General features: G+C 63.4%; 17 protein-coding genes. 10 read left to right on the top strand and 7 right to left on the bottom strand.

The genetic code is table 11. The features are described 5' to 3' along the window. Positions 1-38: 38 nt before the first annotated feature. The 3 genes from ligB to LOY53_RS24450 all read right to left on the bottom strand — a co-directional run bounded on the left by ligB (position 39) and on the right by LOY53_RS24450 (position 4085). Positions 39-1739, bottom strand: coding sequence for an NAD-dependent DNA ligase LigB (gene ligB / locus LOY53_RS24460; RefSeq protein ID WP_252826046.1), 1701 nt, complete (start codon positions 1737-1739; stop codon positions 39-41). 143 nt (positions 1740-1882) lie between these two features. Then, positions 1883-3073, bottom strand: coding sequence for a methionine adenosyltransferase (metK, locus tag LOY53_RS24455; protein WP_027592460.1), 1191 nt, complete (start codon positions 3071-3073; stop codon positions 1883-1885). Positions 3074-3092: 19 nt separating this feature from the next. After that, a complete protein-coding gene (locus LOY53_RS24450) occupies positions 3093-4085 on the bottom strand; it encodes a metalloregulator ArsR/SmtB family transcription factor (protein WP_027592461.1) in 993 nt (330 codons plus the stop codon). A gap of 225 nt (positions 4086-4310) precedes the next feature. Between LOY53_RS24450 and tkt the strand changes: the two genes are divergently transcribed. The 9 genes from tkt to LOY53_RS24405 all read left to right on the top strand — a co-directional run bounded on the left by tkt (position 4311) and on the right by LOY53_RS24405 (position 13809). Further along, on the top strand, positions 4311-6308 hold the full coding sequence (gene tkt, locus LOY53_RS24445) for a transketolase (protein ID WP_258703381.1): 1998 nt from the start codon (positions 4311-4313) through the stop codon (positions 6306-6308). A 152-nt stretch (positions 6309-6460) separates the two neighbouring features. Further along, complete coding sequence (epd, locus tag LOY53_RS24440; protein WP_027592463.1) at positions 6461-7522, top strand: erythrose-4-phosphate dehydrogenase; 1062 nt, start codon at positions 6461-6463, stop codon at positions 7520-7522. A gap of 12 nt (positions 7523-7534) precedes the next feature. Beyond that, a complete protein-coding gene (locus LOY53_RS24435) occupies positions 7535-8698 on the top strand; it encodes a phosphoglycerate kinase (RefSeq protein WP_027592464.1) in 1164 nt (387 codons plus the stop codon). Continuing rightward, the gene (locus tag LOY53_RS24430) at positions 8698-8949 is read left to right on the top strand and encodes a hypothetical protein (protein WP_099430618.1); all 252 of its coding nucleotides are present in this window, start codon (positions 8698-8700) and stop codon (positions 8947-8949) included. The genes LOY53_RS24435 and LOY53_RS24430 overlap by 1 nt, the downstream gene beginning before the upstream one ends. Positions 8950-9127: 178 nt before the next feature. Further along, complete coding sequence (locus tag LOY53_RS24425; RefSeq protein ID WP_027592466.1) at positions 9128-9457, top strand: MliC family protein; 330 nt, start codon at positions 9128-9130, stop codon at positions 9455-9457. A 100-nt stretch (positions 9458-9557) separates the two neighbouring features. Continuing rightward, positions 9558-10622 carry a class II fructose-bisphosphate aldolase gene (fba, locus tag LOY53_RS24420; RefSeq protein WP_008093958.1) on the top strand — a complete coding sequence of 355 codons (1065 nt, stop codon included), beginning with the start codon at positions 9558-9560 and terminating at the stop codon, positions 10620-10622. 208 nt (positions 10623-10830) lie between these two features. Then, positions 10831-12960, top strand: a complete 2130-nt coding sequence (locus LOY53_RS24415) for a bifunctional diguanylate cyclase/phosphodiesterase (RefSeq protein WP_258703380.1) — start codon at positions 10831-10833, stop codon at positions 12958-12960. 39 nt (positions 12961-12999) lie between these two features. Continuing rightward, positions 13000-13500: a M48 family metallopeptidase gene (locus tag LOY53_RS24410; protein ID WP_252826040.1), complete on the top strand. Its 501-nt coding sequence runs from the start codon at positions 13000-13002 to the stop codon at positions 13498-13500. Between the two features lie 12 nt (positions 13501-13512). After that, the gene (locus LOY53_RS24405) at positions 13513-13809 is read left to right on the top strand and encodes a helix-turn-helix domain-containing protein (protein ID WP_003249396.1); all 297 of its coding nucleotides are present in this window, start codon (positions 13513-13515) and stop codon (positions 13807-13809) included. A 29-nt stretch (positions 13810-13838) separates the two neighbouring features. Here LOY53_RS24405 and LOY53_RS24400 read toward each other — a convergent pair whose 3' ends face one another. Next, positions 13839-14291 (bottom strand): GNAT family N-acetyltransferase, encoded by a 453-nt coding sequence (locus LOY53_RS24400; protein ID WP_252826038.1) that lies wholly within the window; start codon positions 14289-14291, stop codon positions 13839-13841. A gap of 220 nt (positions 14292-14511) precedes the next feature. Here LOY53_RS24400 and LOY53_RS24395 point away from each other — a divergent pair, with 220 nt between their 5' ends. Continuing rightward, positions 14512-15249 (top strand): ABC transporter substrate-binding protein, encoded by a 738-nt coding sequence (locus LOY53_RS24395; RefSeq protein ID WP_252826037.1) that lies wholly within the window; start codon positions 14512-14514, stop codon positions 15247-15249. A gap of 11 nt (positions 15250-15260) precedes the next feature. Here the strand turns inward: LOY53_RS24395 and yccS are convergent, their stop codons facing one another. From yccS to dbpA, 3 genes are all read right to left on the bottom strand, one after another. Beyond that, the gene (gene yccS, locus LOY53_RS24390; protein WP_099455528.1) at positions 15261-17444 is read right to left on the bottom strand and encodes a YccS family putative transporter; all 2184 of its coding nucleotides are present in this window, start codon (positions 17442-17444) and stop codon (positions 15261-15263) included. An 82-nt stretch (positions 17445-17526) separates the two neighbouring features. Then, a complete protein-coding gene (locus LOY53_RS24385) occupies positions 17527-18708 on the bottom strand; it encodes an NAD(P)/FAD-dependent oxidoreductase (protein WP_099455527.1) in 1182 nt (393 codons plus the stop codon). A 147-nt stretch (positions 18709-18855) separates the two neighbouring features. Beyond that, positions 18856-20193, bottom strand: coding sequence for an ATP-dependent RNA helicase DbpA (dbpA, locus tag LOY53_RS24380; RefSeq protein WP_258704185.1), 1338 nt, complete (start codon positions 20191-20193; stop codon positions 18856-18858). Positions 20194-20266 lie beyond the last annotated feature (73 nt).

Here is a 20266-nt window from a genome sequence, read left to right as displayed (position 1 = left end):
GAAACTCAGACTTTCCCTACATGTGATTTGGTAAAAAATCATTGCGCGAGCGGTTTATTGCGGGTTTGGAACGCGTTTACGCCTGCCTCGTTTAACTGTGTCGCGATGGCTTGAGTTTCGTTGGCCGTAAAAAACGCTTCAAGCTGGCGCGCGCGCACCGCGCCGATACCCGGCATGGCGTGCCAGTCACCGGCCGTGCGCGAGGACAGCTCTGCCCAGTCACCGTCGAGCTGCATGCCGCCGGGGGCGGGTGCGCCAAGCGCGCGTAGCCAGCGGGAGAAGGGCTGTGATCGGGCGCCTTCGAAGGCGTGCAGCAACTGGGTGGCGGTGGCGTCACTGATACCCGGTACCTGGCCCAGGCGCTGAGCATCGAGTTGCAGCCAATCCGTCATCGAAGTAACCAACCCTGCCTCGACCAGGCGCTGCCAGGTACCTGGCCCGGTGCGCGGCATTGCCAGCCCCTGCTTGCCACTGAGCCACGTAAGCCGCGCAATGAACTGCTCGTTGCAACCGTCGTCTGCGTGCCAGCAGCTATGAGGGTGATAGTGCCCCGGTTGCGGCGCCTCCACCGGCTGGCGCCAGACTGCGCGGTGCACCACGTGCTCGAAACGGGGAATGGCCAGGCCGGCCAGGCTGATTGCCACCTGATCACCGGGGGCAATGTCGAGGCGCTGCCAGCGTGCCAGTGAGCCCAGGCTGACCTGTGTGATCAGCCGGTCGTCCAGTTTGACCGGGTGCAGGCGCAGCACCGGCGTGACCCTGCCCGTGCGACCGACCCGGAAGCGTACCTCACGCACCTCTGCCAAGGCTTGGGCGTAGGGGTATTTCCAGGCTGCCAGCCAATAGGGCGGCTTGGCCTGCCAACGCTCGGCGGGTGGCCGACTGCTCTGGCGCAGGATGACGCCATCGGTGGCGAAGGGCAGGGGCGAGCGGTACCAGTGCAGGCGCCAGTGTGCGGCATCGGCGGTGGCGTCGATGGCAACGCTGTAGCGCTGGCTGTCGGGGAAGCCCAGTTGTGCCAGCTGCGAGAGGCGCTCGGCCTGGCTGCTGGGGCCCTGTGGCCAATCCCAGACGAACAGGCCGATGCTGGTGCCTTGTTCAGCGCTGAGCTGCTTGCGGGCGAGCAGCCCTGCCACGGTGCCCCGTGCCTTGGCGCTGCCCGCCTGGGCTTGCACGTGCTGGTCCAGGCGCAGATACAGTTCACCCTGCAACACCAGGTCAAGGGCCTGGGGCAGTTGCCGGGTAATGGAATCGAGGCGCGGGATGTGGCGGCTCCAGTCGTGCCCCTGGGCCCCGTCACCCCGGCTCAGCAGCTGTACGAGTTGCCCCTGTCGGTAGAGCAAGGACACCGCCACCCCATCGACCTTCGGCTGCACCCATAGGCCAGCCTTGCCGGCCATCCAGCGGCCGACGGCCTGCTCGTCGCCCAGCTTGTCGACGCCGGTATGCGGGACGGGGTGGGTAATCGGGCCGCGCGCCGTGGCCAGTGGCGTGGGTTGCGCCAACAGGCCGAAGCATTGCTGCCAGTGTTCCAGGCGTTGCTGGCTCTGGTCATACAGTTCATCTGCCACCTGGGCGATGCCCAGGCGATGGTAGTTGTCGTCCCATTGGGCAATCGTGTTGCGCAGGTGGGTGACCTCGGCGTCGACCTGTTTGGCGTCCCAGTCGGGGCAGGGGCTGGCGTGCGCCAGCGAGGCATGTAGCGATAGCAGCAGTGCGAACAACAGCATGAACGGCATGGCCAGCATCCTGCATGGCGGGTGGGAACCCTCAGCCTAGGCAGGCTGGGTGCCGATTGCCGTGAACAGTTGTCAGCCGATATGTCACAAAAAAGCCCCTGCCGATTGCTCGGCAGGGGCTTTCGTCCAGCGCTGTAGGAAACTTACAGGCCGGCAGCGTCACGCAGCGACTGGGCGCGGTCGGTGCGTTCCCAGGTGAAGGTGGTGAAGGTGTCGTCGCCGACCGTCTTCTGCTGCGGGGTACGGCCGAAGTGGCCGTAGGCAGCGGTTTCCTGGTACATCGGGTGGAGCAGGTCGAGCATCTTGGTGATCGCGTACGGACGCAGGTCGAAGCACTCGCGCACCAGCTGGACGATCTTGTCGTCGGAGACCTTGCCGGTACCGAAGGTGTTGATCGAGATGGAGGTTGGTTGAGCCACGCCAATGGCGTAGGACACCTGGATCTCGCAACGCTCGGCCAGGCCGGCGGCGACGATGTTCTTGGCCACGTAGCGACCGGCGTAGGCGGCGGAACGGTCGACCTTGGACGGGTCCTTGCCGGAGAACGCGCCACCACCGTGGCGGGCCATGCCGCCGTAGGAGTCGACGATGATCTTGCGGCCGGTCAGGCCACAGTCACCCACCGGGCCACCGATGATGAAGTTGCCGGTCGGGTTGATGTGGTACTGGGTATCTTTGTGCAGCAGTTCGGCCGGCAGGGTGTGCTTGACGATCAGCTCCATCACCGCTTCCTGCAGGTCTTTTTGCGAGACCTCAGGGTTGTGCTGGGTCGACAGGACCACCGCGTCGATGCCGACTACCTTGCCATTTTCGTAACGGCAGGTGACCTGCGACTTGGCGTCCGGGCGCAGCCACGGCAGCAGGCGCGACTTGCGCGCTTCGGCCTGGCGCTCGACCAGACGGTGCGAGAAGCAGATCGGTGCTGGCATCAGCACGTCGGTTTCGTTGCTGGCGTAACCGAACATCAGGCCCTGGTCGCCAGCGCCCTGGTCTTCCGGCTTGGAGCGGTCGACGCCCTGGGCGATGTCCACGGACTGCTTGCCGATGATGTTCATCACCGCGCAGGTGGCGCCGTCGAAGCCGACGTCGGAGCTGTTGTAGCCGATGTCGATGATGACTTTACGTACCAGTTCTTCGAGGTCGACCCAGGCGGACGTGGACACTTCGCCTGCGATGATGGCGACACCGGTCTTGACCAAGGTTTCGCAGGCCACGCGGGCGTATTTGTCCTGAGCGATGATGGCATCAAGGACAGCGTCCGAAATCTGGTCGGCGATCTTGTCCGGATGCCCTTCGGACACGGACTCGGAGGTGAAAAGGGAGTATTCGCTCATCTCGAAGGGTTCCTAAAATTTACCGATGGTGTATGTCGCCAGTCGCCCGCTGAAAATGGCGGACCTGTATCTGGAAACCGTTGCGCAAGCCCACATAGAGGCTGTCCCCGGGGACCAGCCCGGCACTATTGGCCCAACGGGCCAGGTCGTCCTGTTCGAAGCCCAGCCAGAGGTCGCCGCAGGCATCGCGCGCCCACCCCTGGTCATGGCTGCACAGCTCGGTGACCAGCAGGCTGCCGCCCGCTTTCACCCGTTTGGCCAGCTGGCGCAGGGCCAGGGCCGGGTCGCTGAAATGGTGCAGCACCATGTTCAGCACAACGCAGTCGGCTGCCACATCCGTTGCATTCAGTGCATCGGCCAACTGCAGGTTCACGTTGTCCAGGCGCTCACGCTGGCAGACCTGGCGGGCCAGCTCGAGCATGGTCGGGCTGTTGTCCAGGGCAGTCACCGTGGCGAAGCGCCGTGCCAGGTCTGGCAGGAAGCCGCCGTCGCCGGGGCCTACTTCCAGGGCGCTGGCAGTGGGCGCGAAGTTCAGCTTGTCGAGCAGCGCCAGCAGGCTTTCGCGGTACTGCGGCAGGCCGGCGATCAGGTCTTGCTGGGCGCGGAATTTTTCTTCCACGCGCAGGAAAAAGTCCTGGCTGGTGGCTGCGCGGCGTTGCTGTACCTGGGCGATGCGCGCCTGCACCGCAGGTGGCAAGGTCAGGTCGTCGACTTCTTCGAGCAACGCCGTGTGCAGACGCCCGCCCAGGCGTAGGCTGTCGGGCAGGGCGCGGCGGTAGAAAATCGCGTTGCCCTCGCGCCGGGTCGCCACCAGCTCGGCCTGGGCCAGCACCTTCAGGTGATGGCTCATGCCGGACTGGCCGATGTCGAAGATTTGCGCCAGTTCGAGCACGCCAAACGAATCGCTGGCCAATGCGCGCAAAACATTCAGGCGCAGCGCGTCGCCACTGGCTTTGCACAGGGCGGCCAGGGTGTCGCTTCGCTGAGGGATCGATTGCGCACGGAGGTTCATGGGGCGGCAGTCTAGACAGGCATCGTGGCACCCGCAAGGCCAATATCAAAAAGTTTTGATATTGGCGATGAGCTGCAAGGATAGAGCGGCCCCAGCCCATGCTTGCATGCACCTTGCCGCTTAAAGCGTGCCGCTTGACGCTTAAATGTTTGCCCCCAGCCCCCCAGTGGGCGAAAATGGCCGCCTTTTTTCGTATCACAACCTTTCAGCCCCAGGAGATCAGCGATGCCCAGCCGTCGTGAACGTGCCAACGCCATTCGTGCCCTCAGCATGGATGCCGTGCAAAAGGCTAACAGCGGCCACCCAGGTGCCCCTATGGGCATGGCGGATATCGCCGAAGTGCTTTGGCGTGACTACCTGAAGCACAACCCGAGCAACCCAAGCTTCGCCGACCGTGACCGCTTCGTGCTGTCCAACGGCCACGGCTCGATGCTGATCTACTCGCTGCTGCACCTGACCGGCTACGACCTGTCTATCGACGACCTCAAGGCCTTCCGCCAGCTGCACAGCCGTACCCCGGGCCACCCGGAATACGGCTACACCCCAGGCGTAGAGACCACCACCGGCCCACTGGGCCAAGGCCTGGCCAACGCCGTGGGCTTCGCCCTGGCGGAAAAAGTCCTGGGCGCACAGTTCAACCGTGAAGGCCACAACATCGTCGACCACAACACCTACGTGTTCCTCGGCGACGGCTGCATGATGGAAGGTATCTCCCACGAAGTCGCCGCTTTGGCCGGCACCCTGGGCCTGGGCAAGCTGATTGCCTTCTATGACGACAACGGCATCTCCATCGACGGCGAAGTCGAAGGCTGGTTCACCGACGACACGCCGAAGCGTTTCGAAGCCTACAACTGGCAGGTGATCCGCAACGTCGACGGCCATGACGCCGACGAGATCAAGACCGCGATCGAGACTGCACGCAAAAGCGAGCAGCCGACCCTGATCTGCTGCAAGACCATCATCGGCTTCGGTTCGCCGAACAAGCAGGGCAAGGAAGACTGCCACGGCGCACCGCTGGGCAACGACGAAATCGCCCTGGCCCGCAAAGAACTGAATTGGAACCACGGCCCGTTCGAAATCCCGGCCGACATCTATGCCGAGTGGGATGCCAAGGCCGCCGGTGCCAAGGCTGAAGCCGAGTGGAACCAGCGCTTCGACGCCTACGCCAAGGCGTATCCAGAGCTGGCTGCCGAGTTCAAGCGCCGTGACAGTGGCGAGCTGCCGGCCGACTTCTCCGAGAAGGCCCAGGCCTACATCAACGAAGTCGCTGCCAAAGGCGAGACCATTGCCAGCCGCAAGGCCAGCCAGAATGCCCTGAACGCCTTCGGCCCGCTGCTGCCCGAGTTCCTCGGCGGTTCGGCTGACCTGGCCGGTTCCAACCTGACCCTGTGGAAAGGCTGTAAGGGCGTCGAAGCCCATGACGCCAACGGCAACTACGTGTACTACGGCGTGCGCGAGTTCGGCATGACCGCGATCATGAACGGCGTTGCCCTGCACGGCGGCCTGGTGCCTTACGGCGCGACCTTCCTGATGTTCATGGAATACGCCCGCAACGCAGTGCGCATGTCGGCCCTGATGAAGCAGCGCGTGATCCACGTCTACACCCACGACTCCATCGGCCTGGGCGAAGACGGCCCGACTCACCAGCCGATCGAGCAACTGACCAGCCTGCGCAGCACGCCGAACCTGGACACCTGGCGCCCAGCTGACGCGGTCGAATCTGCCGTGTCCTGGAAAAACGCCCTGGAGCGCAAAGACGGCCCATCGGCGCTGATCTTCTCGCGTCAGAACCTGCAGCATCAGGACCGTGACGCCCAGCAGATCGCTGACATCAGCCGTGGTGGCTACATCCTCAAGGACTGTGCTGGCGAGCCAGAGCTGATCCTGATCGCCACCGGTTCCGAAGTGGGCCTGGCGGTTCAGGCCTTCGACAAGCTGAGCGAGCAAGGCCGCAAGGTCCGCGTGGTTTCCATGCCGTGCACCAGCGTGTTCGACGCCCAGGACGCTGCCTACAAGCAGTCTGTACTGCCACTGGAAGTGGGTGCGCGCATCGCCATCGAAGCTGCCCACGCCGACTTCTGGTACAAGTACGTCGGCCTGGAAGGCCGTATCATCGGCATGACCACCTACGGTGAGTCGGCCCCGGCCTCTGCACTGTTCGAAGAATTCGGCTTCACCCTGGAGAACATCCTGGGCACCGCCGAAGAGCTGCTGGAAGACTGATACAGGCAAAGCGAGGGCCTTTGGCCCTCGTTCGCGGCACAAGGCCGCTCCCACAGGATCTGCATACGCCGCAGTACCTTGTGGGAGCGGCCTTGTGCCGCGAATGGGCCGTATGGCGGCCCCTTTCAACCGACGGATTTCAAGAGCCACCTATGCCCCACCCGCGTCCCTACAAAGTTGCACTCAACGGTTATGGCCGCATCGGCCGCTGTGTCCTGCGCGCGTTGTTCGAGCGGGGGGCGAAGGCCGGTTTCGAGATTGTTGCGTTGAACGACCTGGCCGATCAGGCCAGCCTCGAGTACCTGACACGCTTCGACTCCACCCACGGGCGTTTCCCCGGTGAAGTGAGGGTCGACGGCGACTGTCTGCATATTAACGGCGACTGCGTGAAGGTGATGCGCAGCGCCACACCGGAAGGCATCGACTGGGCCGCCCTGGACATCGACCTGGTGCTGGAGTGCTCCGGCGCCTACAACACCCGCGCCGATGGCCAGCGTTTTCTAGATGCCGGCGCGCCACGGGTGCTGTTCTCGCAGCCCATGGCCAGCGAGGCGGACGTGGATGCCACGGTGGTCTATGGCATCAACCAGGCATGCCTGACCGGCAGCGAACGCCTGGTGTCCAACGCGTCCTGCACCACCAACTGCGGCGTGCCGCTGTTACGCGTGCTGGACCAGGCGTTCGGCATCGAATACGTGCAGATCACCACCATCCACTCGGCGATGAACGACCAGCCGGTGATCGACGCTTACCACCACGAAGACCTACGCCGTACGCGCTCTGCGTTCCAGTCGGTGATCCCGGTGTCCACTGGCCTTGCGCGCGGCATCGAGCGGCTGCTGCCGGAACTTGCCGGGCGAATTCAGGCCAAAGCGGTGCGCGTGCCGACCGTCAACGTCTCATGCCTGGACATCACGCTGCAGACCGCCCGCGACACCAGCGCCGCCGAGGTCAACCGGGTGCTGCGCGAGGCAGCGCTGGAGGGCCCGCTCAAAGGATTGCTGGCCTATACCGAGCTGCCTCACGCCAGCTGTGATTTCAACCACGACCCGCATTCGGCGATCGTCGATGCCAGCCAGACCCGTGTTTCCGGCCCCCGCCTGGTAAACCTGCTGGCTTGGTTCGACAACGAATGGGGGTTCGCCAACCGTATGCTCGACGTTGCCGAACACTATCTGCACGTCGTTCAACCAACCCGCAACAAACAGCCCTGAAGGACTGCATTCATGACCGTGTTGAAGATGACCGACCTCGACCTGCAAGGTAAACGCGTACTGATCCGCGAAGACCTCAACGTGCCTGTGAAGGACGGTGTGGTAGCCAGCGACGCGCGTATCCTGGCAGCGCTGCCGACCATCAAGCTGGCCCTGGAGAAGGGTGCAGCGGTAATGGTCTGCTCGCACCTGGGCCGCCCGACCGAAGGTGAATTCTCCGCCGAGAACAGCCTCAAGCCGGTCGCCGACTACTTGAGCAAAGCCCTGGGCCGTGACGTGCCGCTGATCGCCGACTACCTGGAAGGTGTCGAGGTCAAGGCCGGTGACCTGGTGCTGTTCGAGAACGTGCGCTTCAACAAGGGCGAGAAAAAGAACGCCGACGAACTGGCGCAGAAATACGCTGCCCTGTGCGACGTGTTCGTGATGGACGCGTTCGGCACTGCCCACCGCGCCGAAGGTTCGACCCATGGCGTGGCCAAGTTCGCCAAAGTCGCCGCTGCCGGCCCACTGCTGGCCGCCGAGCTGGATGCCCTGGGCAAGGCGCTGAAAGCCCCGGCCAAGCCGATGGCGGCCATCGTCGCTGGCTCCAAGGTGTCGACCAAGCTCGACGTGCTGAACAGCCTGAGCACCGTTTGCGACCTGCTGATCGTCGGTGGTGGCATCGCCAACACCTTCCTGGCGGCCGCTGGCCACCCCGTCGGCAAATCGCTGTACGAGCCTGACTTGGTCGACACCGCCAAGGCCATCGCTGCCAAGGTCAACGTACCGCTGCCGGTCGACGTGGTGGTTGCCAAGGAATTCGCCGAAAGCGCCGAAGCGACCGTCAAGGCCATTGCCGACGTTGCCGCTGACGACATGATCCTGGACATCGGCCCGCAGACCGCTGCTAACTTCGCCGAGCTGCTGAAGTCGTCGCAGACCATTCTGTGGAACGGCCCGGTTGGCGTGTTCGAGTTCGACCAGTTCGGCAACGGCACCAAAGTGCTGGCCAAAGCCATCGCCGAAAGCGCCGCATTCTCCATCGCGGGCGGTGGTGACACCCTGGCGGCGATCGACAAATATGGCGTTGGCGCCGATATCTCCTACATTTCTACCGGTGGTGGCGCGTTCCTCGAGTTCGTCGAGGGCAAGGTCCTGCCGGCTGTGGCAATTCTGGAAGAGCGGGCCAAGGCCTGATGACGTTGGCGCTTGGCAAAGGGAGCGACCTGATGGTCAAGCAATTGCCTGTGATGATTCTGGCCGGGATGCTGAGCGCGTGCTCCAGCAGCCCGTCTTCGGATGAAGCCGCGTCGCGGTCGCCCAAGGGCGGCTGCTACCAGTCTGAGTGGCAGGCTGAGACCGTACCGGTCATCAACAAGCGCCTGGGTCCGGATGGCCTGGAAAAGTACGACGAAGACCACCAGCACAAGGCGCCTGGTTGCCCTTGATCGGGTTCTCGGGCACCTAAGCTGGGTTTGAAGGTCTTCAACACTGGGGCCGCTGTCCGGCCCATCGCCGGCAAGCCAGCTCCAACAGGCCTTGCACATGCCCTTAGGGTGATACGGTACCTGTGGGAGCCGGCTTGCCGGCGATGGGCTGCAAAGCAGCCCTTAGCGGAGTAATGCGATGAAAGCGCTTATGGCCATAGCGGCCCTGGCGACACTGGCAGGATGCTCACTGCTGCAGCCGGCGCAACCCGCCCCGGCAGACAACTGGACCCGTTGGGTCTGTGACACCCAGACTGAAGTGCTGTGGCGCTTCGCGGATGCACAACAAGATTCGGTCGACGTACGCCTTGGCGGCGGCGACCAGGTCTACCGGCTCAAATCCGAGCCGAGCGCGTCGGGCGCGATGTACAGCGATGGCGTGCTGGCCTTCCACACCAAAGGCGAAGAAGGCCTGGTGTACTGGGTGGCAACCAACGATCTGATAGGGCGGGGCTGCAAGGCACCGTGACTGGCCGGGCCGCCCAGGTGGCCCACACTACTTGAACAGCAACCGCCCCTGCGGCAGGCTTGCACGAAACAAACGACGCTTGTCGGGAGAGAGATACACAATGGCACTCATTAGCATGCGCCAGATGCTGGACCACGCCGCCGAGTTCGGTTACGGCGTTCCAGCTTTCAACGTCAACAACCTCGAGCAAATGCGCGCAATCATGGAAGCCGCCGACAAGACCGACTCTCCGGTCATCGTGCAGGCTTCGGCAGGTGCCCGTAAGTACGCCGGTGCACCCTTCCTGCGCCACCTGATCCTGGCTGCGATCGAAGAGTTCCCGCACATCCCGGTGTGCATGCACCAGGACCACGGCACCAGCCCTGACGTGTGCCAGCGTTCGATCCAGCTGGGCTTCAGCTCGGTCATGATGGACGGCTCGCTGGGTGAAGACGGCAAAACCCCAACCGACTACGAGTACAACGTCCGCGTTACTCAGCAGACCGTTGCCATGGCACACGCCTGCGGCGTTTCGGTAGAAGGCGAGCTGGGCTGCCTGGGTTCGCTGGAAACCGGCATGGCCGGTGAAGAAGACGGTATCGGCGCTGAAGGCGTGCTGGATCACAGCCAGATGCTGACCGACCCGGAAGAAGCCGCCGACTTCGTCAAGAAGACCCAGGTCGATGCCCTGGCCATCGCCATCGGCACCAGCCACGGCGCCTACAAGTTCACCAAGCCACCGACCGGTGACGTGCTGGCGATCGACCGCATCAAGGAAATCCACAAGCGCATCCCTAACACCCACCTGGTGATGCACGGTTCCTCTTCGGTACCGCAAGAGTGGCTGGCGATCATCAACCAGTACGGCGGCGACATCAAAGAAACCTACGGCGTACCGGTTGAAGAAATCGTCGAAGGCATCAAGCACGGCGTGCGCAAGGTCAACATCGACACCGACCTGCGCCTGGCCTCTACCGGTGCCATGCGTCGCCTGATGGCCCAGAACCCAAGCGAGTTCGACCCGCGCAAGTTCTTCGGTGAAACCGTCAAAGCCATGCGTGACGTGTGCATCGCCCGTTACGAAGCCTTCGGCACCGCCGGCAATGCCTCCAAGATCAAGCCGATCTCCCTGGAAGGCATGTTCCAGCGTTACCTGAAAGGTGAATTGGCCGCCAAGGTCAATTGATTCGCTGGTAGTACTGAAAAACCCGCAGAGATGCGGGTTTTTTTATGCCTGCGATAACGTGTATTCACGGCAGAGCAACCGTTAGTCGGCTACCGTACAGTTTATGCACTGATAGCGTTCTGATTGCATTGCGAGTTACAGGCCCGGGTCTAGAGTACTTATCGGATCCAATCGTGATTTGAAGTCGGTCACACAATAGAGAAGCAGCATGGATGGCGCTCACCCTCAACCACAGCCACGGGATGGTGGCAGCTCGGTTCTACTGGTGGTAGATGATTACCCCGAGAACCTCATCAGTATGCGGGCATTGCTGGCCCGGCAGGATTGGCAAGTGTTGACCGCAAGTTCGGGGGTGGAAGCCCTGAGTGCCTTGCTCGAACACGACGTCGACTTGGTTTTGCTGGATGTACAGATGCCGGAAATGGACGGCTTCGAAGTCGCCCGGCTGATGCGCGGCAGCCAGCGCACGCGGCTGACCCCGATCATCTTCCTTACCGCTAACGAACAGTCCGATGCTGCTGTGCTGAAGGGGTACGCCAGTGGCGCGGTGGACTACATGTTCAAACCCTTCGACCCGCAGATTCTCAAGCCCAAGGTCCAGGCCCTGCTCGATCAGCAACGCAACCGGCGCATGTTGCAGCAACTGACCCGCGAGCTGGAAACGGCCCGGGCGTTCAACGCTTCGATTCTGGAAAACGCCGCCGAAGGAATTCTGGTGGTGAATGCCGCCGGCACCATCAGTTTCGCCAACCCAGCCATTTCACGCTTGCTGGCAGCGCCAGTGGAGCAGTTGCAGGGCGCCCAGTTGCTTGACCTGGTGCAAATGACCAACGCCAACCTGTGGAGTGAGTCGGATTTCTACCAGGCCTACTTGGGGCGGCAGATCTTCCGTGTGCACGATGCCCAGTTACGCACCCTGGCGGGCGAGCTGGTACCGGTCGCGCTGTCGTGTGCCCCCTTGCCAGCCGATCAGCAGGCGATGGTGGTGACGGTGTTGGACATGTCGGTGGTGCGCAACCTCCACCAACAGCTCGAGTACCAGGCGGTGACCGACCCGCTGACCGGCCTGCTCAACCGCCGCGGTTTCTACCAGGCCGCCGAGGGCGTGCTGCTGCGCAACGAGCGCTCGGACAAGGCGCAGGCGCTGATGTACATGGACCTGGATGGCTTCAAGCGGATCAACGACTCGTTGGGCCATGAAGCGGGTGATCGCGTGCTGCGCTGGGTTGCCGAGCAGATCAAGGACTGCCTGGGCAGCGAAGCGCTGCTGGCACGGATGGGCGGTGATGAGTTCACGGCGTTGTTCGACAGCTTGCCTTACCCCGAGCAGGCCGGGCGTTACGCCGAGCGCTTGCTCGAGCGCATCGCCATCAGCCAGCAGGTGGAAGGGCTGGATGTGTGCCTTGGGGTCAGCATCGGTATTGCCACCTACCCCGACTGCGGCGCCACCGTCGAGGGCCTGCTGCGCGCAGCCGATGCGGCGATGTACGCGGCCAAGCAGGCTGGCCGCCAGCAATACCGCTTCTATGACCACGAGCTCAATGGCCGCGCTCGTTCACGGTTGATGCTTGAAGACGGTGTGCGCGCAGCGATCGAACAGCAGGACTTCAGCCTGGTGTATCAACCCCAGGTTGGCTTCGCCGATGGCCACTTGCGTGGTTTCGAAGCGTTGTTGCGCTGGCAGCACCCCAGCGTTGGCGATGTGCCGCCGGGGCTGTTCATACCCCTGCTGGAAGAGGCCCGGCTGATCAACCGTTTGGCCAGTTGGATCTACCGCCAGGGGGCAGCGCAGCGCCAGGCCTGGTGCGATCGTTTCCCCCGCGACCTGGTGCTGGGTATCAGCCTGAGCCGTGCTCAGTTCGTCATGCCGGGCCTGGTCGAGGAGCTGCAACGGGTGATCCTGGACTATCAGTTGGACCCCGCGCAGCTCGAAGTCGAGGTGGCGGAGACGTCGCTGATGTACAACATCGACGCGGCGGTGAAGCAGATACACCGCCTGCGTGAGCTGGGCGTGCGGGTGGCGCTGGATGATTTTGGCGCAGGTGACTGCTCGTTGCGCATGCTGCGGGACTTGCCGATCGATACCCTGAAGTTGGACCGCCACCTGGTGGCACGCCTGCCGGACTCTGCCGTGGACGCCGCACTGGTGCGCAGCGTGGTGAGCCTGTGCGCCGACTACCGCATCACAGTGATCGCCGAAGGCGTGGAAACCCCGGCCCAGGCTGCGTGGCTGAAGGCAAACGGTTGCGCCTACGTGCAGGGTTTTCTGGTGGCACACCCCATGACTGCAGCGGATGCCAGCGGCTTCCCGGCGATTTTCTCCTGGCCTCGGCCATGATTGGCTAGAATCGCCCTTCGTCACGCCGAATGCACTGCCATGACCGTATTACGTTACTTGCAAGCCTACCCGCCGCACCTGCAAGAGCAGGTGCGGCAGATGATCGACAGCGACCGCCTGGGCGAGTACCTGCAGCGTCGCTACCCCGACCGCCATGACGTGCAGAGCGACAAGGCGCTGTACGGTTATGCCCAGGCGTTGCGGCAGCAGTACCTGCGCAGTGCGCCCAACCTGGACAAAGTAGTGTTCGACAACCGCCTGGACCTGACCCACCGTGCGTTGGGGCTGAACACGGCGGTATCCCGGGTGCAGGGTGGCAAGCTCAAGGCGAAGAAGGAAATCCGCATCGCCGCTTTGTTCAAGGAGGCCGCGCCGCAGTTTTTGCGCATGATCGTGGTGCACGAGTTGGCGCACCTGCGTGAGCGCGACCATAACAAGGCGTTCTACCAGCTCTGTCAGCACATGGAGCCGGACTACCATCAACTGGAATTCGACCTGCGCGTCTACCTGACCTATCGGGAGCTGCCGGGCAACTGTTAAGGACCACGCAGCATGGAAGTGAGCAAGACCAAGAGCAGCTTCTACCGCCGCCTATACGTGGCCTGGCTGATCGACAGCCAGACCGCGACCAGCGTGCCGGCGCTGATGGAGGCCACCGGCATGCCACGCCGCACGGCCCAGGACACCATCGCCGCCCTGGCCGACCTGGACATCGTCTGTGAGTTCGAGCAGCAGGAGGGCGCGCGCAATCATGCCGGGCATTACCGCATTCATGACTGGGGCGCGATCGACAAGCAGTGGATCATTCGGCATTTGCGGCAGATCCGCGAAGTGCTGGGGTATCCGTGATGCGGGGGGCAAAGTGCCCCCTGGCTTTTTCAGCCTTTACGCATACCAATATGCGCAATGTCATCCTCAAGGTATTCCTCACCCACCGCCTCAAACCCATGCCCTGCATAAAACCCTTGCAGATGTGCCTGTGCCGACAGATACACCGGCGTCCCCGGCCAGCAATGCTCCGCCGCCTCCAGCCCTTTGAGCAGCAACGCATGCCCCAGTTTGAGCCCGCGCGCCGCAGGTGACGTGACCACGCGGCCGATGACCACATCGCCCCCTTGGGATTGCGGGTCGAGCAGGCGCAGGTAGGCCACCAGCTTGTCGTCTTGCCAGGCCATCAGGTGCAGGGTGTCGCCGGTCAGGTCCTGGCCATCGACTTCCTGGTAGCTGCAGCGTTGCTCGACCACGAACACTTCAGTGCGCAATTGCAGGATGGCATAGAGCTGCTCCTTGCCGAGATCAGTGTGGTGCTTGCAAAGCCAGTCGATGGACATGGGCACGAACTCCTTGAATGATCCGCCGATCATCGCAAATCCCAAGGCTATCGACGAGTGGCTGATTGCTGCAGGCGGTGTCATGCAGCCTTCGGCCAAAATAGAGGCAAAATGACACTATTGTCCGCTGCCTTCGGCCGCAGCTTTGTGTACGCTCAGCGGCAGTTGTGGTGAAGACCGCCTACACAGTGTGTGCCCTCCATTGCGAAAGGACTTGAGCATGCGGCCACTGCTTTGTGTTCTGGGGTTGCTGGCAGTGATGCTGGCCTCGCCCGCCCAGGGTCACGGCAAGCTGCGGCTTGTGGCGGACAACTGGCCACCGTTTACCGACACCAGCATGCCCGGCGGCGGTTTGGCGACCAGCATCGTCACCACTGCGCTGGCCCGAGCCGGATACACCAGCGCGTTCGAAGAAGTGCCCTGGGCGCGGGCCTTGATGGGCGTCAGCGAAGGGCGTTACGACGTGCTGATCAATGCCTGGCGCAACGACGCGCGTGCGCGCATTGGGCAGTTTTCCGACGCCTACCTGACTAACCGCATCCGCTTGCTCAAGCGCAAGGGCGAGGCGTTTGACTATCAGCATGCTGCCGATTTGTACCCGTACAGCATTGCCGTGGTGCGCGACTATGCCTACTCGCCCGATTTCGACGGCGACACCCGCTTGCACAAGGTGCCTGTGCGCAACTTCTCGTCAGCCGTGCGCATGTTGGCGGCAGGCCGGGTGAGCCTGGCGGTAGAAGATGAATACGTGGCCCGTTACAACCTGCAGCGCGAGCCGCAGGCGGTGCGTGATGGTGTGGAACTGATCGACCCGCCACTGGCGCAGAACAGCCTGCATATTCTGGTCAGCCTGAAACACCCGCAACACCAGCAGATTGTCGAACGGTTCGAGCAGGCGATTGCGGCGATGAAAGCTGATGGCAGTTATGCGCGCTTGTTACGCCAGCATGGCTTTTGAGCGATAAAAAATCAGGCCGGAGCGCTTTCCTTGACCAGGTGCGCTGCCAGCGTGCGCAATGGCCCCAACTGCCTGCAAATCAGTGCCAGCTGGGTCTGCACCAACCGCTGGTGCTCATCCAGCTCTTCCGGCATCTGTTCCAGGTCGTTGGCCAGCGCTTCTTCGGCATCACTGTGGATCGCCACCGGTAGCCGCGCCGCCAGGCCATTGGCGATCTCATCCAAGCTGTTGGCCAGGCTTTGCCCCGCGCCCTCGATCAACAGCTCCTGCACCTCCGCCGGCAAGGCGGTGTCGCGGTGCGCGCCAAGCCCGGAGAGGTAGCTGAGCAGCGTGTGCGACAACACCAGGAAACGGAAGCCAACGTCCGCTTCCTTGCGGAAGTGCCCCGGCTCCATGAGCATGTTGGCCAGCGTGGTCGACAGCGCCGCATCGGCGTTGTGGGCATTGCGGCGGGCCAGGCGGTAGGCGAGGTCGTCGCGTTTGCCGTGGGCATACTGCTGCATGATCTGGCGCAGGTACACGCTGGCGCAGGCCAAGGTGTTGGCCAGCGCCTTGTTCAAGCGCCGGCCTTGCCAGTCGGGCAGGAACAGGAACACCGCCAGAATGGCGATCAGGCTGCCCACCAGGGTATCGAATAGGCGCGGCAGGAACAGGCCGTAGCCGTCGCCGATCTGGTTGAAGCAGAACAGCACCATCAAGGTGATCGCTGCGGTTGCCAAGGTGTACCGGGTGGTGCGGTTGACGAAGAACACCACCCCGGCGACCACGGCGAACATCGACTGGATGATCGGGCTGGGGAACAGGTCGAACAGGGCCCAGCCAACCGTCAAACCGATGGCCGTGCCGAACACCCGCTGCACCAGCTTGCGCCGGGTCGCGCCGTAGTTGGGCTGGCAGACGAACAGCGTGGTGAGGATGATCCAGTAGCCCTGGGTCGGGTGAATCAAATGCACCATGCCGTAGCCGATCGACAGTGCCAGCGACAAGCGCAGGGCGTGGCGGAACAGCAGCGAGGTCGGCGTGAGCTGGGTGCGCAGGCGGCTCAACACATCCTTGAGCGAGCGTGGCGAACGGTCGAGTAGGCTGCTGTCACTGGCATCGGCCAGGCTGTCGGGGTTGCTGGCGGCGCCCAGCAGGCGGTCCAGGGTGGCAAGGTTGGCCGCCAGCGCCCGCAACGACCGCAGCAGGCTACGCCAGGCCGGGTTGTTCTGGTTGCGCAAGTGCTCCAGCGAGGCGTTGAGGTCTTCTAGAGTGTCGGCAAACCGGCTGTCGAGCACGAACGGCTGGCGCAGGCGGATCGAGCGCGCCAAGTCTTGGCAGGCGGAGCCTTGATGGCGCAGCAGGCGCTGGCAGCGGAACATCACGTCGCTGTGGAAGAACGCTTCGGCCAGCGCGTTGTACGGGTAATGCGAGGCGCTGACGCGCTCGTGGATGTCTTGGGCCAGGAAGTACAGCTTCAGGTAACGGCTGACCTTGGAATTTGGCTGGCTGTTGCCGACCCGGTGCAGGATGATTTCCTTGGCGGCGTTGAGCGCCGCAACCACCTTGCCATTTTGCTGGGCCAGTTCCAGGCGGCGGGCCTCCAGGTCGAGGTTGCGGATGGGTTCGAACAGGTTGGCCTTGAGCTTGAGGTAGCGCCCCAGCTCGAAAAACAGCTTGGCCAGGCTTTGCTGCACCGGCTGATTGGAGAACAACGCTTGCCACAGCACCGACAGCAGGCCGTACCAGGCCGCGCCCGCCACCAGCAGCATCGGCTCGTGCCAGAAGTCATTCACCTGGCCGCCGCGTTGGTCCACGCCGATCATGGTGTACACCGACAGAATCAGCGTGGCTGAAGCGATCGCACCATAGCGCTCGCCCAGTGCACCGAGCATGGTCAGGCCGAAGGCCGCCAGGGCCAGGGCGCCGGCGAAGATCCAGGGGTAGGGGAACAGTAACTCGACCGACAGCGCGGCGATGGCAAAACACACCAGGGTTACCGCCAGCGCGCTGAGGCGGCCTTGCCAGCTGTCGTCGGTCTCGGCCAGGGCGCTGGCGATGATGCCCAGGAACAGTGGGATCAGCAGGGCCATTTCATCCTGGTACCAGCACAAGGCCATGCTGCCGGTAAGGGCGACCGTAACCCGAATGCTGTAGCTGAACTTGTCTTGGCCCCACAGGCGACGCAGTGACTGACGGAACGAGCTCGATGACATGATGGCCTTGGGCTGTGATCGAATGAATACAGTGCCGCACGGACCAGCAAGAAGCGTTCCGTGCTGCTGAATGGATTCTACTCTACACGAACTGCGCCGCAGCGTTAGCCGATGCCCATGCCCACTGGAAATTGAAACCGCCCAAGTGGCCAGTGACATCCAGCACTTCGCCAATGAAGTACAGCCCCGGGGCTTTGAGCGACTCCATGGTCTTGGACGACACCTCGCGGGTGTCCACGCCGCCCAGCGTCACTTCGGCGGTGCGATAGCCCTCGGTGCCAGCCGGTACCACCTGCCAGGCTGCCAGTTTCTCGGCGATCTGGGCCAGTTCTGCCGGGGTGTACTGCTTCATCGGCTTCGATTCGAACCACTGCTCGGCCAACAGGTTGGCCAGCTTGCGGGTGAACACCTCGCCGAGCACCGTCTTCAGTTCCGCGTTGGCGCGCTCGGCCTGCTGCTGTTGCAGCCAGGTCAGTGCATCGCGGTCCGGCAGCAGGTTGATCTCCACCGTGTCGCCGGCCTCCCAGAACGAGGAGATCTGCAGAATCGCCGGGCCGCTCAGGCCGCGGTGGGTAAACAGCAGGTTCTCGCGGAAACTGGTGCCGTTGCAGCTGGCCGTGCAGTCTAGCGAGGTGCCCGACAGTTCAGTGCACAGTGCCTTGAGTTGGGGCTCGGTGATAGTGAAGGGCACCAGACCGGCGCGGGTCGGCAGCAGGGTATGGCCGAACTGGCGCGCCACCTGGTAGCCGAAACCGGTAGCACCCAGGGTCGGGATCGACAGGCCGCCGGTGGCGATCACCAGCGACTGGCAGGCGAACTGCCCGGCACTGGTTTGCAGCAGGTAGCCGTTTTCGGTTTTCTCGATGTGCGAGATGCTGGTGTCCATGCGCAACTCGGCACCGGCCTCGTCGCACTCGGCCAGGAGCATGTTGAGGATGTCGCTGGCCTTGTTGTCGCAGAACAGCTGCCCGAGCTTCTTCTCGTGATACGGCACGCCGTGCTTGGCCACCAGCTCGATGAAGTCCCACTGGGTGTAGCGGGCCAGCGCCGACTTGCAGAAGTGCGCGTTGTGCGAAAGGAAGTTGGCAGGCTCAGTGTACATGTTGGTGAAGTTGCAGCGCCCGCCGCCGGACATCAAGATTTTCTTGCCTGGCTTGTTGGCGTGGTCGAGCAGCAGTACCCGGCGGCCACGGCGGGCGCTGAGCTGGGCGCACATCAGGCCGGCGGCGCCGGCGCCGAGGATGATCACGTCGGTGGTGTGCACGGTGTTACCTCATTGGTAGCTGGGGCCGCTGTGCGGCCCTTCGCAGGCAAGCCAGCTCCTACAGGGACCGCGCCTTTTTCTGGCTGTCGCGGCCCCTGTAGGCGCTGGCTTGCCTGCAAAGGGCTGCAGAGCAGCCCCAAAAAATCATCAGAGAATGCGGACTTTGAGAACGCGGCCCTTGATCTTGCCGCTGTTCAGGCGCTGCATCGCCTGCTTGGCGAGTGCCCGTTCCACCGCCACGAAGGCCTGGAAATCGAAGATGGCGATCTTGCCCACCTGCTTGCCCGGGATGCCGGCATCGCCGGTCAATGCGCCGAGGATGTCACCCGGGCGCAGTTTGTCCTTGCGCCCGGCAGCGATGCACAAGGTGCTCATCACCGGCAGCAGCGGCTCGCCACCTTTATTTTTCAGGCTGTCCAGCTGGTCCCAGCGCAGCGGGCTCTTCTGCAGCGCTTCGATGGCCTGGGCGCGGTGGCCTTCGGCCGGGGCCACCAGGCTGACCGCAACGCCCTTCTCACCGGCACGGCCGGTACGGCCGACACGGTGCACATGGATCTCGGCGTCACGCGCCAGCTCGACGTTGAGCACCATGTCCAGGCCGTCGATGTCCAGGCCGCGCGCGGCTACGTCGGTCGCCACCAGCACCGAGCTGCTGCGGTTGGCGAACATGGCCAGCACTTGGTCGCGGTCGCGCTGTTCGAGGTCACCGTGCAGGGCCTGGGCGACGATGCCTTTGGCCGTGAGGTGGGCGACCACGTCTTCGCACTGCTGCTTGGTGAAGCAGAACGCCACGCACGATTGCGGGCGATAGTGGCCGAGCACGCGGGTCACCGCTTCGAGGCGCTGTTGCGCGTCGATTTCGATGAAGCGTTGTTCGATCTGGTTGTCGGTGTGCAGGCTTTCGACCTTGACCTGCTGCGGGTTGCGCATGAAGTCTGCGGCAAGCTGCTTGATGCCAGAGGGGTAGGTGGCCGAGAACAGCAGGGTCTGGCGGCGGGCTGGGGTCTTGCCGATGATGCTGGCGATGGCGTCGAAAAAGCCCATGTCGAGCATGCGGTCGGCTTCGTCGAGGATCAGCGTGTTGAGCCCGTCGAGTACCAGGGTGCCTTTATCCAGATGCTGCTGGATGCGCCCCGGGGTGCCGACGATGATGTGCGCACCGTGCTCCAGCGACGCGATCTGGGGGCCGAGCGAAACGCCGCCGCAGAGGGTCAGGATCTTGATGTTGTCTTCGGCGCGGGCCAGCCGGCGCAACTCTTTGGCGACCTGGTCGGCGAGCTCGCGGGTCGGGCACAGGACCAGCGCCTGGCAACCGAAGTAGCGCGGGTTGATCGGGTTCAGCAGGCCGATGCCGAACGCAGCGGTCTTGCCGCTGCCGGTCTTGGCCTGGGCGATCAGGTCCTGGCCCTTGAGGATGACCGGCAGGCTCTGGGCCTGGATCGGCGTCATCGAGGCATAGCCGAGGGCGTCCAGGTTGGCCAGCATGGCGGCGGACAGCGGCAGGGTGGCAAAGGCGGTGGATTCGGTGGTCACGAGGCGGGCCTGTGTGGCGAAGCGA

The sequence above is a fragment of the Pseudomonas sp. B21-031 genome (genome assembly GCF_024748985.1).
GTDB lineage: Bacteria > Pseudomonadota > Gammaproteobacteria > Pseudomonadales > Pseudomonadaceae > Aquipseudomonas > Aquipseudomonas kermanshahensis.
Note: the sequence above shows the minus strand (reverse complement) of the source record. Positions and strands in the feature narration are given on the sequence as shown.

Excerpts from the sequence above, each read along its gene's own strand:
- ligB (WP_252826046.1), bottom strand. The coding sequence starts at position 1,739 with ATGCCGTTCATGCTGTTGTTCGCACTGCTGCTATCGCTACATGCCTCG.
- metK (WP_027592460.1), bottom strand. The coding sequence starts at position 3,073 with ATGAGCGAATACTCCCTTTTCACCTCCGAGTCCGTGTCCGAAGGGCAT.
- LOY53_RS24450 (WP_027592461.1), bottom strand. The coding sequence starts at position 4,085 with ATGAACCTCCGTGCGCAATCGATCCCTCAGCGAAGCGACACCCTGGCC.
- tkt (WP_258703381.1), top strand. The coding sequence starts at position 4,311 with ATGCCCAGCCGTCGTGAACGTGCCAACGCCATTCGTGCCCTCAGCATG.
- epd (WP_027592463.1), top strand. The coding sequence starts at position 6,461 with ATGCCCCACCCGCGTCCCTACAAAGTTGCACTCAACGGTTATGGCCGC.
- LOY53_RS24435 (WP_027592464.1), top strand. The coding sequence starts at position 7,535 with ATGACCGTGTTGAAGATGACCGACCTCGACCTGCAAGGTAAACGCGTA.
- LOY53_RS24430 (WP_099430618.1), top strand. The coding sequence starts at position 8,698 with ATGACGTTGGCGCTTGGCAAAGGGAGCGACCTGATGGTCAAGCAATTG.
- LOY53_RS24425 (WP_027592466.1), top strand. The coding sequence starts at position 9,128 with ATGAAAGCGCTTATGGCCATAGCGGCCCTGGCGACACTGGCAGGATGC.
- fba (WP_008093958.1), top strand. The coding sequence starts at position 9,558 with ATGGCACTCATTAGCATGCGCCAGATGCTGGACCACGCCGCCGAGTTC.
- LOY53_RS24415 (WP_258703380.1), top strand. The coding sequence starts at position 10,831 with ATGGATGGCGCTCACCCTCAACCACAGCCACGGGATGGTGGCAGCTCG.
- LOY53_RS24410 (WP_252826040.1), top strand. The coding sequence starts at position 13,000 with ATGACCGTATTACGTTACTTGCAAGCCTACCCGCCGCACCTGCAAGAG.
- LOY53_RS24405 (WP_003249396.1), top strand. The coding sequence starts at position 13,513 with ATGGAAGTGAGCAAGACCAAGAGCAGCTTCTACCGCCGCCTATACGTG.
- LOY53_RS24400 (WP_252826038.1), bottom strand. The coding sequence starts at position 14,291 with ATGTCCATCGACTGGCTTTGCAAGCACCACACTGATCTCGGCAAGGAG.
- LOY53_RS24395 (WP_252826037.1), top strand. The coding sequence starts at position 14,512 with ATGCGGCCACTGCTTTGTGTTCTGGGGTTGCTGGCAGTGATGCTGGCC.
- yccS (WP_099455528.1), bottom strand. The coding sequence starts at position 17,444 with ATGTCATCGAGCTCGTTCCGTCAGTCACTGCGTCGCCTGTGGGGCCAA.
- dbpA (WP_258704185.1), bottom strand. The coding sequence starts at position 20,193 with ATGCTGGCCAACCTGGACGCCCTCGGCTATGCCTCGATGACGCCGATC.